The sequence below is a fragment of the Candidatus Halocynthiibacter alkanivorans genome (assembly GCF_003333265.1).
GTDB lineage: Bacteria > Pseudomonadota > Alphaproteobacteria > Rhodobacterales > Rhodobacteraceae > Halocyntiibacter_A > Halocyntiibacter_A alkanivorans.
Map to the genome: position 1 here is coordinate 1 of NZ_QOLB01000077.1, position 17,868 is coordinate 17,868.

General features: G+C 58.2%; 13 protein-coding genes, 1 tRNA gene and 1 pseudogene. 1 reads left to right on the plus strand and 14 read right to left on the minus strand.

Annotated features, from left to right (window positions below; translation table 11 throughout):
- Window positions 1-133: 133 nt before the first annotated feature.
- From DWA01_RS08005 to DWA01_RS08045, 8 genes and pseudogenes are all read right to left on the minus strand, one after another.
- Window positions 134-1,054: pseudogene (locus tag DWA01_RS08005) on the minus strand (tyrosine-type recombinase/integrase); the annotation flags it as partial.
- Between the two features lie 55 nt (window positions 1,055-1,109).
- Window positions 1,110-1,199 (minus strand) — tRNA-Ser (locus DWA01_RS08010).
- 459 nt (window positions 1,200-1,658) lie between these two features.
- Complete coding sequence (locus DWA01_RS08020) at window positions 1,659-2,378, minus strand: alanyl-tRNA editing protein (protein WP_114285325.1); 720 nt, start codon at window positions 2,376-2,378, stop codon at window positions 1,659-1,661.
- On the minus strand, window positions 2,375-4,858 hold the full coding sequence (locus DWA01_RS08025; RefSeq protein ID WP_114285326.1) for a DUF3772 domain-containing protein: 2,484 nt from the start codon (window positions 4,856-4,858) through the stop codon (window positions 2,375-2,377). Before DWA01_RS08025 ends, DWA01_RS08020 begins: the two co-directional genes overlap by 4 nt.
- On the minus strand, window positions 4,858-5,889 hold the full coding sequence (locus tag DWA01_RS08030; RefSeq protein ID WP_114285327.1) for a cysteine synthase A: 1,032 nt from the start codon (window positions 5,887-5,889) through the stop codon (window positions 4,858-4,860). Before DWA01_RS08030 ends, DWA01_RS08025 begins: the two co-directional genes overlap by 1 nt.
- Before the next feature lie 252 nt (window positions 5,890-6,141).
- On the minus strand, window positions 6,142-6,591 hold the full coding sequence (locus tag DWA01_RS08035) for a TrgA family protein (RefSeq protein WP_136057694.1): 450 nt from the start codon (window positions 6,589-6,591) through the stop codon (window positions 6,142-6,144).
- Window positions 6,592-6,701: 110 nt separating this feature from the next.
- Window positions 6,702-8,525: an ABCB family ABC transporter ATP-binding protein/permease gene (locus tag DWA01_RS08040; RefSeq protein WP_114285329.1), complete on the minus strand. Its 1,824-nt coding sequence runs from the start codon at window positions 8,523-8,525 to the stop codon at window positions 6,702-6,704.
- Window positions 8,526-8,633: 108 nt separating this feature from the next.
- Window positions 8,634-10,421, minus strand: coding sequence for a LysM peptidoglycan-binding domain-containing protein (locus tag DWA01_RS08045; protein WP_160115979.1), 1,788 nt, complete (start codon window positions 10,419-10,421; stop codon window positions 8,634-8,636).
- Between the two features lie 286 nt (window positions 10,422-10,707).
- Here DWA01_RS08045 and DWA01_RS08050 point away from each other — a divergent pair, with 286 nt between their 5' ends.
- Complete coding sequence (locus tag DWA01_RS08050; RefSeq protein WP_114285331.1) at window positions 10,708-11,265, plus strand: TIGR00730 family Rossman fold protein; 558 nt, start codon at window positions 10,708-10,710, stop codon at window positions 11,263-11,265.
- Here the strand turns inward: DWA01_RS08050 and rarD are convergent.
- The 6 genes from rarD to DWA01_RS08080 form a co-directional block, all read right to left on the minus strand.
- Window positions 11,235-12,155: an EamA family transporter RarD gene (rarD, locus tag DWA01_RS08055; protein WP_114285332.1), complete on the minus strand. Its 921-nt coding sequence runs from the start codon at window positions 12,153-12,155 to the stop codon at window positions 11,235-11,237. The genes DWA01_RS08050 and rarD overlap by 31 nt on opposite strands.
- A 48-nt stretch (window positions 12,156-12,203) precedes the next feature.
- Window positions 12,204-12,950 carry an SDR family NAD(P)-dependent oxidoreductase gene (locus DWA01_RS08060; protein ID WP_114285333.1) on the minus strand — a complete coding sequence of 249 codons (747 nt, stop codon included), beginning with the start codon at window positions 12,948-12,950 and terminating at the stop codon, window positions 12,204-12,206.
- A 120-nt stretch (window positions 12,951-13,070) separates the two neighbouring features.
- Window positions 13,071-13,673, minus strand: coding sequence for a superoxide dismutase (locus DWA01_RS08065; protein WP_114285334.1), 603 nt, complete (start codon window positions 13,671-13,673; stop codon window positions 13,071-13,073).
- A 198-nt stretch (window positions 13,674-13,871) separates the two neighbouring features.
- Window positions 13,872-14,435, minus strand: a complete 564-nt coding sequence (locus DWA01_RS08070) for a sarcosine oxidase subunit gamma (RefSeq protein ID WP_114285335.1) — start codon at window positions 14,433-14,435, stop codon at window positions 13,872-13,874.
- The gene (locus DWA01_RS08075) at window positions 14,428-17,445 is read right to left on the minus strand and encodes a sarcosine oxidase subunit alpha family protein (RefSeq protein ID WP_114285336.1); all 3,018 of its coding nucleotides are present in this window, start codon (window positions 17,443-17,445) and stop codon (window positions 14,428-14,430) included. Before DWA01_RS08075 ends, DWA01_RS08070 begins: the two co-directional genes overlap by 8 nt.
- The gene (locus DWA01_RS08080) at window positions 17,442-17,765 is read right to left on the minus strand and encodes a sarcosine oxidase subunit delta (RefSeq protein WP_114285337.1); all 324 of its coding nucleotides are present in this window, start codon (window positions 17,763-17,765) and stop codon (window positions 17,442-17,444) included. The genes DWA01_RS08075 and DWA01_RS08080 overlap by 4 nt, the downstream gene beginning before the upstream one ends.
- Window positions 17,766-17,868 lie beyond the last annotated feature (103 nt).

A 17,868-nucleotide genomic window follows, 5' to 3' on the forward strand; every position in this document is an offset into this window, starting at 1 on the left:
TTCCGGTACATCAATGGGTTCTATAACCCTCGACGGCGGCATTCATCGCTTGGTGGAAAAAGCCCCTTGGCCTTCGAACGAAAGGCCGCCTAACATGAGATGAGAGACCGGAACTTTTGCGCGGCAAGTCCAGCTCTTCGCCCGTCTTCATCCGTTCCGGCGGGCAGATCCACAGGCGCTCTTCAAAATCGATCTCTTCCCAGCGCAGTCCCAGGGCCTCGCCCGTTCTTGATCCCGTCAGACATGTGAACATCAGTGCTTTTGCTGCCATCGCTTTGCGGGATTTCAGATCAGCGCAGAAATCCGGCACATCTTTCCAGTGCATCGCCTTGTGGTGTTTCACCCTGGCTTTGACTTTAGGCAGCGCCTGCGCGTCCTTGATCGCGGTGACCGGGTTCTCACCCGACCGAAAGCCTTTCGAGCGCGCAACGTCCAGCACCGTCTTGATCCTTTGAGCAAGCCGCTTCGCGGTCTCATGTTTCTCTGTCCAGATCGGCGCAAGGCACATCATCACTTCCGGCTGATCAATACTGTCGATCGGCATCCGTCCAATTTTGGGGAAGGCGTAGTCCCGTAAGGTATTGATCCACTGCTGACCATGTTTGACGTTCTTCCATGTGGGCATCCGGTCAATATGCACCTGACGCGCCACCTCTTCAAAGCTCGGCACCTCTTGCCGCGCATTAAAACGTGGGTTCAGCCCTTGTTTGGCCATGCGGCGATATTCCAGCGCCCGTTCACGCGCCTGGTTGAGCGTCACAATATCCGCACCACCCAAACCAAAGTCAGTGCGCAGCGGTGCGCCCTTTTTGTTCTTCTGGCCTTTGACCACCACCCGCACGATCCAACGCCGTGCGCCGGATGGATCAACCACCAGATACAAACCGTTGCCATCGCCATGACGCCCGGCGCCCAGGTTCTCAACCAGCTTCTTGGTCAGCTTGCCAGACAGGGCCTTTCCAAAATTACCACATTCCGAACCACTCAAGGAATGAATATAGGCACAATCGAAAGAAACCCAAGACAGACGGAAATCCCAGCTAAGCTCACGCAAACAAACGAAAAAGTCCGCCCAAGGCGACCCAGTTCAAACGATCAAAATTGTATGGTGGCGGACAGACAGGGATTCGAACCCTGGAGACGGTCTCCCGCCTACACACTTTCCAGGCGTGCGCCTTCGACCACTCGGCCACCTGTCCGTGCGGGGGTATTAGCCCGATCAAAGGGGGGGATGCAAGCCCAGGAATTGAAGTTTTTCAAGTTTTTTCGTCCAGGGCACTGCGCGGGGCAAAACACGGTAAAACAAAGCGGCATACTGCAGTTCCACCGCAACGGCGGGTAGAAGCCCGGGTGCCGTAAACCCACGCACCAATTCAATAATACCGACCCCTGTCACCGTCACCCGCATCGCAATAAGCGCCAGAGCGATCGCGCGCCGGGCAGCGGGTTCAGACACGCCCCGGTCAAGAAACACAGCACCGCGACCCCGAGATAAACCTGGGCAAGGCGGCGCCCGACAAAAGCGGCCTCAGGCGCAACATCGACGCCCCGAGGCCCCACCACCGCTCCGGTGCACAATCACCAGACCGATAAAACCCCCAAAAAACAATACAGAGGCGGCCAGTGACACACTTGAAAACGTCGTAAAAATTTCCTGCTTAAAGTTCGAGCAACAGATTTACCCGACGGTTGCGTTTGCCTTTTTTTTCGATCTTGCCCAGCCGCACCCGGCCAATTTCCGAGGTGCGCGCCACATGGGTGCCGCCGCAGGGTTGCAGATCCACCTGAGAGGCGCCTTCGCCAATACGGACCAGCCGGACCCGCCCTGCCCCCATCGGCGGCATCACGGACATGGTTTTCACCAGGCCCGGATTGGCAAGCAGCTCCTCATCCGTGATCCAGTCGTCGGTGACCTTCAGATCCCGCTCAATCAGATCATTGATCTGAGCTTCAATCGCATCCCGGTCATCCAGAGGCTCCGGCATGTCAAAATCAAGCCGGCCTTTTTCCGCGCCGATGGAACCGCCAGCCACCGGCAGTGGAATGACCACCGACAGCAGGTGCAGCGCCGTATGGACCCGCATATGGCGGTGGCGACGGCCCCAGTCCAGCGTCTGCAGCACCCGGCTGCCAACCGGCGGCAGCGCCAGCGGCTCTGAGGGCACCAGCACCACATCATCCCCGTCGCCTTTGACCGTTGTGGCAATGCCAATACCGCCGCCCGGCCAGCTGAGGCGACCGGAATCGCCCGGCTGACCGCCACTGGTCGGATAAAAGATAGTGCCATCCAGCACCACACCGCCTTCGCTGGTATGGGCGGTGACAGTGGCGTCATGGTCCTGTAAATAGGCGTCCTGGCGGAAAAGTAACTCGGTCAAAGGCTGTCTCCTGCATCTCCGTCTTCGCCCTCTGCACCAGAGAGGTCGACAAGGCCGTCATTATCTGGCGACAAACGGTCAGCTGCACCGGAGGCAGCCGGCATGGTTTTCACTGTGACCGCGGTGCCGCCCGTAAGCGCTTCGGGGTTGCGCAGCCAGATATCACGCTGTGCAAACGGAATTTCAATATCTTCTTCGATGAAGCGACGGGCTATTTCATGGTTGATTTCGGATTTAACTGTCAGCACAAAATTCACATCGCGTAAGATGGCGCGGATTTCGAAATCAAGGCTGTCGGCACCAAAACCGACAAAATGCACCGATGGCGGTGGGTTCATCGCCACCAGTGGCTGCGCCTGGGCGATCTCATTCAGGATGCGCTCCACCCGGCGCGTATCAGTGCCATAGGCGACACCGACCGGGATCACCGCGCGTGCAATCAGATTGCCACGCGTATAGTTGGTCACCTGGCCCGCAATCAGGTCCTGGTTCGGCAAAATCACATCGGTCCGGTCAAAGGTTTCGATCCGGGTCGAGCGCACTGAAATTTTGCGCACATAGCCCATCTGGCCGTTGACCTCGATCCAGTCGCCTTCAGAAATCGGGCGTTCCACCAGAAGGATGATGCCGGAGACAAAATTGGAGACGATGGTCTGCAGACCAAAGCCGATACCGACCGACAGGGCGCCTGCAACCAGCGCCAGTGAACTGAGATCGATCCCGGCAGAGGTCACGCCAATGACTGCGGCAAGAAAGATGCCCACATACCCCAGCCCGGCGGAAATGGCGTTCTGACCGCCTTTGTCCAGCGATGTTTTGGGCAGAACAGTGGTTTTCAGCGTTTGCTGCACCAGACGGGTCAGAAGATAGCCGACGCCAAACACCACCGCAAAGGTCAGCAAAGCACTCAGCGAGACTTTGGTTTCGCCGATGGAAAAGCCGGATTGCAGCGTCGACCAGATCTGATAAAGATCTGCAGGTTTCGCGCCCCAGATCAGCGCAAAGCCGGGCAGCGAGACCAGGATCAGGGCAAAGGCCAGCAAGACGGGTGTCAGCGCATTGCCAAGTGCCTCATCTGATTTTCCGGTCACAATAGCATACACATCTGTGGCCAGCCGGGACAGGATCAACAGGCTGCCGGCCAGCGCCAGGCTGATCGCCATCGGCATTACCAGCGCACCGGCCGCCGCAAGATATCCGATCAAAGCCAACAGCGGCCCGACCACGCCAGTCAACATCGCCACCCGGCCCAGCCCGCCGATAATCCGGTTGCGAAACAGTGGCGGCGCGTCTTCCGCCGCCACATCAGCCTCCCGGGGCTCAGAGCCGCGCCGCATCAAATGCCCGAGACGCAGCAGAATCAATCCGCTCAGCACAAACAACGGCAACATCAGCACGGCAACAGAGGCGTCATTGTAAGCGTCAAATGCCGCCATATCGCGCAGTAACATCGCCAGGCCGGACAGCAAACCGAGCGACCCGGCATAGATCCGGCCTTCCCGGCGGGCTTCCTGGCTGAGGTTCAGAACGGGATTGGCATGGGGGTGCTTGGCAAAAAGATGCGTGGCAACCCAAAGGGCCATGAAAAAGGAGATGCCGGTTTGTGGCAGGTTGCTGGCAATGATCTGACCGTGGAATCCCAGCAACGCCGTAGCGTTGAGCGCGCGGGTCAGCGCAAAAAGCCCGATCACCGGCAGCAGGAACATGCCCAGCGACGCGACAAAGCCGGCAAGTTCATTGCCGCCGCGCCCCAACCGCCCTTGCAGGCGCTGGGTGATTTCTTCCATCCATCGCCGTCCCCGCCACAGCAGCACGGCCGCCAACAGAAGATACGAAATGCTCTGAGGCAGATTTTCGCGGGTTTCCGCCAACCTTGTCTGCGACCGGTAAGCCTCTGAAATTTCGGAGGCAACCTCAAATAAGCTGCCGCTGATCGCCTCGACAGCCCCGGACCAGTACGCCGGATTAAGCGGCGTGGGACCAAGACGTAGTAAGGCATCCGTCTGGCGCAGACGCAGCAGCGCGTTGATTTCCCGCACCAGGCCGTCAGCGCGGGACCAGGCTTCCTGCGCGCGCGTTTGCGGCGCCAGTGCCTCGGCAAGCTGCGCGGCAAGCTCGTCCCGCCGCTCGGTAATTTCAACGGCTTCTTTGCCGCCATTTTCCGGGCCCACGCCAAACGTATCGAACTGGGATTGCAGCGTATCGATGCGGGCCTGGTTGCTGTCCTGGGCGTTCAGAAACCGGTCACGCCACGCCAGCATAGTATCGCGCAGCGCTTCAAACGCGTGGTCCGCCGCACGTTGTGCAAGCAGAGAACGTTCGGCACGTCCGGCAATAATATCCCAGCCGTCATAATCCGGCGCAGCCACAGCTTCCTGGGCAAAAGCACTGCCGCGTTCGGGCGGGCCGACACCGGCGACAGTCACCAGGGACAGCGCCAGCAGGAATGCGAGTGTCAGCCGTTTGACGGAATGAAACATTAACCCTCAAATACGGCTGGGACCACACGGGACGTTTCCGCCAGCCATTTGGGATACGGCAAGCCCTTTTCCTTCAGGAACTCCGGGTTAAAGAGTTTGGACTGATAGCGGGTGCCATAGTCCGCCAGCACCGTAACGATGGTGTGGCCAGGCCCCATGTGACGCGCCATTTTAATCGCGCCCGCAATGTTGATCCCGGTGGAGCCGCCCATGCAGAGACCTTCGTCCTGCAGCAGGTCAAAGACCACCGGCAGCGCTTCTTCATCCGCAACCTGGCAGGAGAAATCAGGTGTAAACCCTTCCAGGTTGGCGGTGATACGCCCCTGGCCGATGCCCTCAGTAATCGAGGTGCCCTCAGATTTCAGCTCACCACTGGTGTAATAGCTGTAAAGCGCAGCGCCCATCGGATCGGCAAGACCGATTTTTACGCCTTTGGGCTGCAACGCCATACCGACGCCGGCAAGTGTGCCGCCAGAGCCAACGGCGCAGATGAAGCCGTCTACTTTACCAGCGGTCTGTTCCCAAATCTCGGGGCCGGTGGTTTCCAGATGGGCCAGCCGGTTGGCGACATTGTCAAACTGGTTGGCCCAGATGGCGCCATTGGCTTCGGTTTTCGCCAGTTCGGCCGCCAGACGACCGGAATAACGCACATAGTTGTTCGGATTTTTGTAAGGCGCCGCAGGGACCTGGACCAGTTCCGCCCCGGCCAGACGGATCATGTCTTTTTTCTCCTGAGACTGGGTCTCAGGAATGACGATGACCGTTTTGAACCCAAGTGCAGCGCCCACAAGCGCCAGACCGATGCCGGTATTGCCGGCCGTGCCTTCAACGATTGTGCCGCCTGGTTTCAGCGCGCCGCTTTTGACGGCTTCCTGAATTATATAAAGCGCGGCGCGGTCTTTGACCGACTGACCCGGGTTCATAAATTCGGCTTTGCCGTAAATGTCACAGCCGGTGGCTTCTGACGCCGCTTTGAGCCGGATAAGTGGCGTGTTGCCAATAGCCTGGATCAGATCCTCATTCACGCGCATACCATTCTCCTGCTCGAACTGCACTTCGTCGCTTATGTATGTCGGGCAGCGCTGGAACTCAAGCGTGTCAAAACCCAATCAGACCAGTCTTTGCAGCTTTATGCCCGGGGCGAAACACTTGTTTTCCCCACAGGCTGTTCCGGGGCATGTTGTTCATTTGACGAAGCACTACCAGCAACAATGGCGCTGGCACGCAAGTGAATTACAGCAGACCGTTGCGACACGGGCCACGAGGCATTCAATGTCCCGGCTTTAAGACCAGCGCTTGCCCACTGCGCCGACCAGCCAGCCGCCAACAATACCGCCGATCACCGCCGCAATGACAAAATCCGGTTTTGCAATGATCAGGGCATATTCACCGATTATCCCAAACATATTGACCAGCGCATCCATCGGCCCGTCATAGCGCAGGCGAAGCGATCCGCGGTACATTTCATAGCCGGCAAATACAAGGAGAGACCAGGCAATGATCAGGCCGGAACTGGTGATGCCAAAGCCGATCATCGCGCTTCTGGTGTCCCGCGCTTTGGGGCCCACAAAATGCCAGCCAACCAGAGCACCAATGACCGCAATGATATGGGGAAAATACCCCATAGACATGCCTTCCATATTCTCAGGAAGATGCGCGGGCACCAGCATGGCCATGAAAAACGCCAGCGCCGCGAACCAAATGGCAGAAATCAGTTTAGGCATCGTAGGCATCGGAGCTCCACCCCTGGAATTGAACAGGTAACCCGCAGTTTCAGATGCCTGCGCGCATCACACAAGGGAAGAATTCAGTTATTCGCACAGCATTTAACCAATCTGCAACATCAGGCAACACCAAGTTCAGCCTCTTCCGCGGCCTGCCGGTTCCACATAGCAGCGTATTTCCCACCCCGGCGCAGCAGGTCTTCGTGCCGGCCCTGTTCAACAATCACGCCCTTATCGAGCACCACAATCTGGTCGGCATCGGCAATGGTCGAAAGACGGTGGGCGATCGTAATCACCGAACGCCCCTGCCCCATATCGCGCAGACTGTCCTGAATTTCGCTTTCGGTCTGTGTGTCCAGCGCTGACGTGGCTTCGTCCAGCAGCAGGATCGGCGGGTCTTTCAGCAAGGTGCGCGCGATACCGACACGCTGTTTTTCGCCGCCGGACAGTTTCAGACCGCGCTCCCCGACAGTGGTCTCATACCCTTCCGGCAGGCTGGTGATAAACTCATCGATTTTTGCGGCACGGGCGGCGGCTTCGACCTCGCTCTGGCTGGCCTCGGGCCGGCCATAGGCGATGTTGTAATAGATCGTATCGTTAAACAGCACCGTGTCCTGCGGCACCACACCAACAGAGTGGTGCAGGCTTTCCTGGGTCACGTCCCGCAGATCCTGCCCGTCAATGGAAATCCCGCCGCCAACCACGTCATAAAAGCGAAACAACAACCGCCCGATGGTGGATTTACCCGAGCCGGAGGGGCCGACAATGGCGACAGTTTCGCCGGCCGCAACTTTCAGGGAAACCCCCTTAAGAATGGGGCGTTCGGCATCATATCCAAAACTTACATTGTCAAAAACGATTTCACCCCGGGGCACGGTCAGATCCGCAGCATCAGCCTTGTCTGCCACTTCCGCCGGCTGCTCCAGCAGGGTGAACATATCGCCCATATCCACCAGAGACTGACGGATTTCGCGATAGACTGTGCCGAGAAAGTTCAAAGGCAGCACCAGCTGGATCATATAGGCGTTCACCATAACAAAATCGCCGACGCTCAGTTCGCCGTTGCCAACCGCGACCGCCGCCATCGCCATCACCACAACCAGCCCGGCATTCAGCAACAGCGCCTGACCGAAATTCAGAAACGCCAGCGTGTAGCTGGTTTTCAGCGCTGCGGCGACATAGCCTTTCATCGCGCCGTCATAGCGCTGAGCTTCACGCCGCTCCGCACCAAAATATTTGACGGTTTCAAAGTTTAACAGGCTGTCGATCGCCTTTTGATTGGCATCGGTGTCCTGGTCGTTCATTTCCTTGCGGATTTTCACCCGCCATTCGGTCACCCTGAAAGTGAACATGGTGTAGACCGCGATCGTCACCACCACCACCGCCAGATACCAGACGTCAAAAACGACGTACAGGATCAGCGCAATCATACCCAGTTCGACGATCAGTGGCCCGATCGAAAACAGCACAAAGCGCAGCAGGAATTCGACGCCTTTGACCCCACGTTCCACAATGCGGCTGAGACCGCCGGTCTTGCGGGAGATGTGATAGCGCATCGACAGATTGTGGATGTGGGTAAAGGTTTCCAGCGCCAGCAGACGCAGCGCCCGTTGGCCGACCTTGGCAAAGACCACGTCCCGCAACTGCTGAAATCCGACATTCAGCATGCGGGTGAGACCATAAACAACGGTCAGACCCACGGCACCAAGCCCCAGTGTCCAACCCGCATCCGGACTGTCCCCGGCCAGCGTATCCACCGCTGCTTTGTAAAAAAACGGCGCCAGTACCAGCACCAGTTTCGCAATAAACAATATCGTCAGCGCCACCACGACCCGACGTTTTACCCACGGCGCACTGTCGGGCCACAGGTAAGGCAACACCCGGCGGATGGTGCGCATACTGTCTTTGGGTGCCTCAGTGGTGGTGAGTGTGGATTTGCGCATCCTGCGCCCCCTTTGCCTGCCTGAAGGTGCGGACCAGGCCGCAGGCCACACAGCTAGCAGAGGCAACAGGGCCGCGAAAGCAACAAAATTCGCGGCCCTGATTTTTCATTATTCCGGCACAGTAAAGATCTGGCCCGGATAAATCAGATCCGGGTCCCGGATCGCGCCCCGGTTGGCCTCGAACACTTTGACATAGAGGATGCCCTCACCATAAGCCCGGGATGCGATGCCCCAGAGCGTATTGCCCGGCTGAACGGTCACCGAGGACAGCCGCACCGCGCCGCTGCCGCTCACCGGATCCGGCGTTTCGAGTGCCGCAATCTGGGCCGCATCTTCGCGACGGAAAGGCGTTTCGGTACGCGATTGCACCTCGCCATCCGCGCCAATCTGATCTGCACGCAGCGTATAGACCCCGGCCTCCACATCCCCGAGCGGTGCCGCCCATTGCCCGTCCTGATCATTGATCGGAACAGTGGTTGTCACTTTATTGTTCAGATACAAACGGATAACGCCGTTCCAGGGTGTTGCCGCCCGGCCGGTAATTTCCACCTGCCCGTCGGCATCATAGGAAATCGCATCAATGACCAGCTGGTCGGGAATTGCCGCCCCACCGGCCTGGATCACCCGCACGCCATCGGCATCAGCCAGCAATATTTTCGGCGCCAATGGCTCAGGCACCTGCTCAGGTCTGGCCGCACTGTCCGTATCAGCTTTGTTGGCCACTTCAGTGATTTCATTCTCCGGCGCTGACAGAGTGGTGGCTTTGGTGACCTTGGCCGCCGGAGCCGGATCACTGCTGGCACTGGCGGGATTCGTCGCGACCTCTGTTGCCGAGGACGCTGGCTCAACCGGTGCTGTTGCCACCGGTTCAGGTGCCGGGGCCGGCGCCGCTGTCACAGCCGGATCACTTACCGGAGCAGGGTCCGGTTCAACCAGCGCAAGTTCCGTCTCAGTATCCGGTTCCGTGATCTCAGCACTGGCAACATCTGCCGCATCATTTGCTGTGGCTGCGCTGGCATCGGTGACAATGCTGTCTTCTGCCGGCTCGTCAGCTGTGGCCGCGCTGGCGTCCGCAACCACTGCGTCATCCGCCGCGTCTGTTGCATCGGCGGCAACATCGGCCGCAGGCTCAGGTGCCTCAGCTGCGACACTGGCGACCTCATTTTCTTCGCCGGCGTCTGCGACAGTGGTGCCTGCGGCTGCAGTATCGCCGGTTACGCCATCGGTTGCGACCGTGCTTTCGCTAGCCTGAACCCCAGCGTCAGGCGCATTTGTCTCCGTTGCCACCACGGCTTCGCTTGCAGCAGTTTCGGAGGCGGGCACATCGTCCAATATACCGTTTTCGGTTTCGGAAACGTCTGCCTCCGCCATATTGGTACCAGCTGGCTCAGAAACCTCAGCGACTGACGTTTCAACCGGTTCAGCCGTATTTACGGGTTCAGCCGTATCAACAGGTCCCGCTGGTTCAGCCAGTTCTGCGCTTGCTACCTGCTGCTGCCCGGCGTCGCTGTCAGCTTCCGGTGCCGCTGCAACCACTGCGGGCGCGACCGGAGTCGGTGCGATAATGACCGTTTCGTCGGAAATCAGTGCTTCAGCATGTCCCGATGCCGAACTCAGGCTGAGAATGCGTGGCTGGTCCGATACCAGCACCTCAAACATAGCAACAAAATTGCCGCCGGTATCTGCCAGTGTTTCCACCATAGCTTCGCCGTCCAGCAACACGGTCACCCGCGCTGCCGGTTGGGCGAGACCTGCAACCAGCGCCGCCCCGTCCGGGTCAACCCGCACCAGATCAAAGCTGGGGCGGATCAGCGCCGGTGCCGCCGCAGCGGTTTCGGGCTCTCTGGCGGCATCTTCCGTTGCAGCTGCGACCGGTGTATTCACAGGTACATTCACTGGCTCGCTCTCGGGCGCAGCAGCCGGGGCCTGTACCACCGGTTGCGCCGCAGGCGGCACGCTTACTTCTGGTTCATAAACTGTCTTTGCACTCCAAAAAAAGTATCCGCCGACAGCCAAAGCTACCGCTGCGGCGCCACCAGCAATAACAGCGCCCGTATTTCCAATTCCGTCTGAGCCAGCCATGCCCACATCCCCTAACGTAGTTGCGCCAAGAGCGGCGCTTGGCAGACCTTATCAAGCCCTATATCAAGGGTCAAAAGTAACCTTTCGAAAGAGTTAGCCCATGTCTCCTGTGCAACTGTCTGTTTGTGTCTATTGCGGCTCCCGTCTTGGGGCACATGCTGAATACAAAGCCGAAGCGGAGGCCCTGGGCACCGCTCTGGCAGTAAATAACTGGCGGCTGGTTTATGGCGCCGGAGACGTTGGCTTGATGGGGGCTGTGGCCAATGCCGCTCAGGCCGCCGGCGGCACCACTTTTGGTGTCATACCGGAGCATCTGCTGAACCTTGAAGTCGGCAAACGTGACCTGACCAGCTTTGTCGTGACCGGGAACATGCATGAGCGTAAAAAGGTTATGTATATGAATTCAGACGCAATTGTGGTGTTGCCAGGCGGCGCCGGATCGCTGGACGAGTTTTTCGAAGTGCTGACCTGGCGCCAGTTGGGCCTGCATGACAAACCGATCTATCTGCTGAATACAAAGGGCTACTGGGACCCGCTGCTGGCGCTGCTGGACCACGTAGTTGAACAGGGTTTTGCCGGCCAGGAGACCCGCGACTCTGTCACCGTTGTGGCAGATACGGAATCGCTTCAGGAATTGCTGCGCGCCCGTTTGGCCTGAACACGGCGGTCCGCGGTGAGTGCGTCGAAAGAATAAATCGCCAGCGCAGTCCAGATAATTGCAAAGGCAATCGCGTGCCATAGCGTAAAAGACTCGCTGAAAACAAATACTGCCACGGCGAATTGCAGCGTTGGGTTGAGGTATTGCACCAGACCAACGGTCGATAACGTCACGCGGCGCGAACCATAACTGAACAACATCAAAGGCACGGCGGTCAGCGGACCAGCCCCGATCAGAAGCAATGTGTCTGACAGGTTGCCGCCAAAGAAACCGCCTGCGCGACCGGTCACCCCCTGCCAGCCGGCGAAATGGGCGCCATAAAGCCAGACCAGCGCCAGGGGCAATAAGATGGTGACTTCGGCGGCGACGGAGACCACCGGGCCAGCCGCCATCGACTTTTTGAACAGCCCGTAGAAGCCAAAAGTGATCGCCAGAGCCAGCGAAATCCACGGCGCAATACCAAGCCCCCATGTCAGCAAGACCACCGCCAGTGCCGCCATGCCCACCGCCAGCCACTTGACCCGGGACAACTGTTCCCCCAGCACGAAACGGCCAAGAAGCACCGCCACCAGCGGGAAGATGTAATAGCCCAGGCTGGCTTCGGTGGCGCGGCCGATCTGGACCGACAGGATGAACAGGAACCAATTGGTCGAAATTGCCACCGCCGCCGCCAGCACCACTGCGAAATGTTTGCGGATCAGCGTTGGCACCAGAGCGAGACGCCGTTGAAGCAGCAAAACCAGACCAAAAAACACAAAACTCCACAGCGTGCGATGGCTGAGAACTTCCAATGGCGGCACATGAGAAAGCGCTTTGTAATAGATCGCGGACAGGCCCCAGACCGTGCAACAGACGATGATGGCAAGGACGCCCTTTTTCGGTTCAGTCATGTTTTGAGATCCGTCCGGGTCTGATGCCGTAATGCGCTTGCAGAAGCTCTATTTGAGCGAAACGCCACCGTCAATGACCAGGGTATGACCGACGATATATTGGGCACGTTCTGAACACAGAAATACGATGGCGCTGGCGATTTCAGCCGGTTCTGCAAACCGCCCGGCAGGCACAATCCCGTTCATCTCGCTGCGCAGATCCGGGTTGCCCGACTGATCAGCGCGCAACTGCCAGCGTGTTGTCCATGTCAGGCCAGGCGCCACCGCATTAACCCGTATTCCATCCTGGATCGCCTCAAGCGCCACCGAGCGGGTCAGCCCTTCCAGCGCGTGTTTTGCCGCAGAATACATCGCCGCATTGGGGGTCGGACGCAGCCCGTTCACCGAGCTGATATTCACAATCGAGCCCCCTGCCCGCATCAGGTTGAGCTCGTGTTTCAGACATTGGGCCGGGATCCAGAAATCCGCCATCAGAGATTCAGCCAGTGCCGGCGTGTCCACACTGGCATATTGCCCGGTTGCCGGATTGGCCGGAGAGGCATTGTTTACCGCCACGTCCAGCTGACCAAACCGGTTTTGGATCTGAGAAAACAGCTCGTCCAACTCGCGTTGTTCGCTGAGATCCACCGTCAGGAATTCGGCCGCAGCAAGCTCTGCATCCTGCTCCACCGCCTTTTGCCATGTCGACAGATTGCGGCCACAGGTCACCACCTGGTCCCCCAGTTCGAGAAAGGTTTTCACCGTGGCGCGGCCGATGCCGCGGCTGCCGCCGGTGACCAGAACAATACGTGACACGGCCAGCCCCCCTGTTTCTCAGGCGAGTTTTGATCAGGGGGTCAGATTAGGCAAGCACAATCGATAAAACGCAAAAAGCCGCCCCAAAGGGCGGCTTTCAGGATCTCAAATCAACGGGGTTCAGCCAAGACGGGAGGCCACGTTTTCCCAGTTCACCAGCTTGTCGAGGAAGTTGGACAGGTAGACTGGACGTTTGTTGCGGAAGTCGATGTAGTAGGAATGTTCCCAGACATCACAGCCCAGCAGCGCAGTCTGACCAAAACACAGCGGGTTCACGCCGTTTTCGGTTTTTGTCACTTTCAGACCACCGTCGGAGTCTTTCACCAGCCAGCACCAGCCAGCGCCAAACTGACCGGCGCCAGCTGCGGAGAACTCGGATTTGAACGCGTCAACCGAACCAAAGCTCTCGATGATGGCTTTTTCCAGTTCACCGGGCATGGCATTGCCTGCTGGTCCCATCATTTCCCAGAACTGGTTGTGGTTCCACAACTGCGAAATGTTGTTAAAAATACCGTTTTGGGCAACGGAGGCGCTGTTATAAGTGCCGGTAATAATGTCTTCCAGCGACTTGCCTTCCCACTCGGTGCCGGCAATGGCGGCGTTGCCATTGGTCACATAAGCGTTGTGGTGCAGATCGTGGTGGAATTCCAGCGTCTCAGCAGACATGCCAAGAGCAGCAAGAGCGTCATGTGCATAGGGAAGATCAGGAAGTTGAAAAGCCATATCAGGCTCCTTTCATCGCGTTTTATTCTTGGCTCCATACCTGTGCTTCCCGGCGGCGCGGGTCAAGTATTTTTGCCGGTTGATCAGAGAATTAGATGCAATTTAGTCCATACTACGTGAACAACGCCCGCAGATATGCAAAAGGCGCGCCACAGATGCGGCACGCCTTTGAACTTGTTTCGTCAGGTTTTGACTGGCTTACAGACCGAGTTCAGCACCTGGGTTTGCTGCGTTACACAGCAGTTTAAACATGTAATCCCCGACTGAGCGGAAACACATGATTTCAACGGAACCGTCTTCCAGCATCCACACCGCGGCAGCGGCCTGGGCCAGTCGGGTACGGCGGACCTGACCGGGTTTAAACGCATCTTCCGACACATTGGCCGGGGTCAGTTTCATCAACGCTTCGCGCAGCAATTCGCCAGACATAGCAAACAGCGCCCGTGCATCGGACACATTGGCCACCAGCGCGTGTTCCCCAGCCAGATCCGCGGCAAGCTTATCCGCGTCCGCCTGCGCGTTTTCATAGGCGCACAGGATCAGCAGTTCATCAGGTGACATCCACAGGATGGCATAATCACCGGCAAACTTCGCCTCGTTCACCGCCGGGAAATCTGCGCCGGTCAATGCACTCACCGCTTTGGTGAATGAGGCGGCGGCGAAATCGCCGCGCACCGAAATCATGCCCCGAAGACCGGCTTCTTTTATGCTGACAAAGCCGTCGAATGTGGCGCCGTTCAGGACGCTTATTGCCTCAGACATTGCCCTTTGCTCCTTCTTTGTCATAGAAAACCGGATCGACAATCCGCGCTTTGATCACAGAACCTGTGCCATCAATGGTCGGAAATTCAACTACATCGCCCATCTTATCGACACCGTGTTTGATCAAACCCATAGCAATGCCACGATCAAGGTTGGCCGAATAGTAGCTCGACGTCACCCGCCCGATCATCGAACGTTGCCCCAGAGCGTTGGTCCCTGCCTCAACCGCATAGGCCCCATCCGGAATGACACTGCTGTCCAGCGTCTCCAGACCGACAAGCGACCAGCGGTCGGGATCGGTCATATGGCCACGCAGTTGCGCGCGTTTGCCCAAAAAGTCTTCTTTCTTTTTCGAGATCGCCCAGTGCAGCCCAAGATCCTGCGGGATCACAGTGCCGTCGCTCTCGTCCCCGATCATGATAAAGCCTTTTTCCGCCCGCAAGACATGCAGCCCTTCGGTGCCATAGGGCATCAGGCCAAACTCTTCACCGGCTTCAAGGCACATATCCCAGAAAGCGCGGCCCTGATTGGCGGGCACGGCAATCTCGTAAGACAGTTCGCCAGAGAACGAAATCCGGTAGGCGCGGGCTGTGATACCGCCGAGCGTGCCGTCTTTCCATTCCATAAACGCCAGCGCGTCTTTGGACACGTCCATACCGCCGAGTTTTTCCAGCAGTTTGCGTGCGTTCGGCCCAACCACTGCGATCTGAGCATATTGCTCGGTCACATTGGCGGTGTAGACCTTCCAGTCATACCATTCGCATTGCAGCCAGTCTTCCATATGGGCGTGGATCGTATCTGCACCGCCAGTGGTGGTGTGGCAGAGGAAAGTGTCCTCATCGATGCGGGCAACAACGCCGTCATCAATCAGGAAGCCGTTCTCGTTACACATCAGACCATAGCGGCATTTGCCCGGCTTCAGCGTCGACATCATGTTGGTATACATCATGTTGAGGAACTTGCCGGCGTCCGGGCCTTTGACGATGATTTTGCCAAGGGTAGACGCGTCGAGCAAGCCGAGGTTTTCGCGGGTGTTTTTCACTTCGCGGTTCACGGCTTCTTCGTGGCTCTCGCCTTTGAGCGGATAGGTATAGGCCCGGCGCCAGGCACCGACAGGTTCCATATAAGCGCCCTGATCCACATGCCAGTCGTGCATCGGTGTCTGACGGATCGGCATGAACAACTCACCCCGGGCTTCACCCGTAATGGCACCAAGTGAGATGGGTGTATAAGGCGGGCGGAATGTGGTGGTACCGACCTGCGGGATCTCTTTATCCAACGCATCAGCAAGTACTGCCAAGCCGTTGATATTGGACAGTTTACCCTGATCAGTCGCCATGCCCAGTGTGGTGTAACGCTTGGTATGCTCTACGCTCTCATAACCTTCGCGCGCCGCCAGCTGGACGTCAGACACTTTGACGTCATTCTGGAAGTCGAGCCATGTTTTGGAGCGCAGATCATAACCAGCACCCTGGGGCATCAGCCAGACTGCAGCCATGTCCTGTTCGTCTTCGGCCGCAGCTTTTGGTGCGCCCTTGCGGGTCGCTTTGCCACCAACGGCTTTGGCAGCGGTTTTGCCCGCAGCGTAAGCGTCAGTAAGCACATCAACCGTGCTCATCGCGCCAGAAGCGATACCGGCAGTGGTGACAAAAGCCTGGCCCTTGTCTCCCAGAGGCGCACGGTCAGGATCGGGGCGGAAATGCGAATGCGTCTCGTCCCAGATCAGTTTGCCGCCACAATGGGACCACAGGTGCACGACCGGCGACCAGCCGCCGGACATCGCAACCGCGTCACAGGCGATAGTCTCGCGTGCAGCACCTTCGCCAGCCTGAGAAGTGATCTCAACGCCGACAACACATTTGCCACCAAGCACTTTGGCAACACCGGAACCCTCAGCGATGCGGATGCCCAGATCGCGGGCCTCCTGCGCCAGGGCGGAGGTAACCGAAGGACGCGCGTCCACAATCGCCGGCACATCAAGACCGGCTTTTTTCATCGCAATCGCGGTGCGGTAAGCGTCGTCATTATTGGTGACAACCACAGTGCGGTCGCCGACTGAGACACCCCAGTTCACCGCATAATCACGCACAGCAGCCGCCAGCATAACGCCAGGGATATCGTTGCCAGCAAAAGACAGCGGCCGTTCAATCGCACCGGTCGCGGTGACTGTGTGACCGGCACGAATGCGCCAGAGACGGTGACGCGGACGCCCGTCGCCTGGTGTGTGATCGGCGATACGCTCATAACAGGTCACATAGCCGTGGTCATAGACACCGGCACCCATCATACGGGTGCGCAGAGTAACATTGTCCAGCGCCGACAGTTCATCAACGGTGGCGTCGATCCAGTCCTGAGCCGGCATGTCGTCAATGACAGCGCCGTCTACAGGCGCACGACCGCCCCAATGGGCGTTCTGCTCAACCAGCATGACTTTGACACCACCAGCCGCAGCCGATTTCGCCGCCGCAAGACCCGCGATACCGCCACCGATGATCAGAACATCAACGTGGTGATAGGTGTATTCATAGCGGTCTGCGTCGCGGTCTTTTGGCGCCGCACCCAGACCGGCCGCTTTGCGGATGATCGGTTCAAACAGGTGTTTCCACGCCGCCCGGGGATGGATGAAGGTTTTGTAATAGAAACCAGCCGGCATGAAACGCGACAGTTTCGAGTTGATTGCACCGACATCAAATTCAAGGCTGGGCCAGTGGTTCTGGCTGGCAGACACCAGCCCGTCAAACAGTTCAGTGGTGGTGGCGCGCTGGTTGGGCTCAAAACGACCGCCTTCACCCAGACCGAGAAGCGCATTGGGCTCTTCACCGCCCGAGGCTACGACGCCGCGTGGCCGGTGGTATTTGAACGAACGACCCATCATCACCTGGCCATTGGCCAACAGTGCGGAGGCAAGCGTATCGCCCTCATAGCCCATCATATTGCGGCCGTTGAATTTAAAGCTCAGCGCGCGCGACTTGTTCAGAAGCCGGCCGCCATTTGCCAGACGTGTGCTCATGTCCAGCCCTCCCAGTCGGGTCGTTTCGCCTTGATCGCATTGATCACGTTTTTCGGGGGCACCGGCGTCTGCGCGCTATAGGTCGCAAACACTTCCAGTGTCATGGTGCAGCGCGCAGCATGGAACCACTTGCCGCAGCCATAGCTGTGGCGCCAGCGTTCAAAATGCACGCCTTTGGGGTTCTTGCGGCCAAACAGATAGGACTCAAGTTCCTGATCGCTGGATCCGGGACCCTGGCGCACCAGATGGGCTTCGCCACCCGGGCTGAGTTCGGTTTCATCTGCGGCGACACCGCAATAGGGGCATTCAAGGATCAGCATTGACGTTTACCTCTGACCTTCGCGTTTGTTTCATGAACTGCAGAGAAACAAACACCAGTCTCTCTGCGGAAGTGGTGTTCAGAACACCTTTTAAATCGTGACC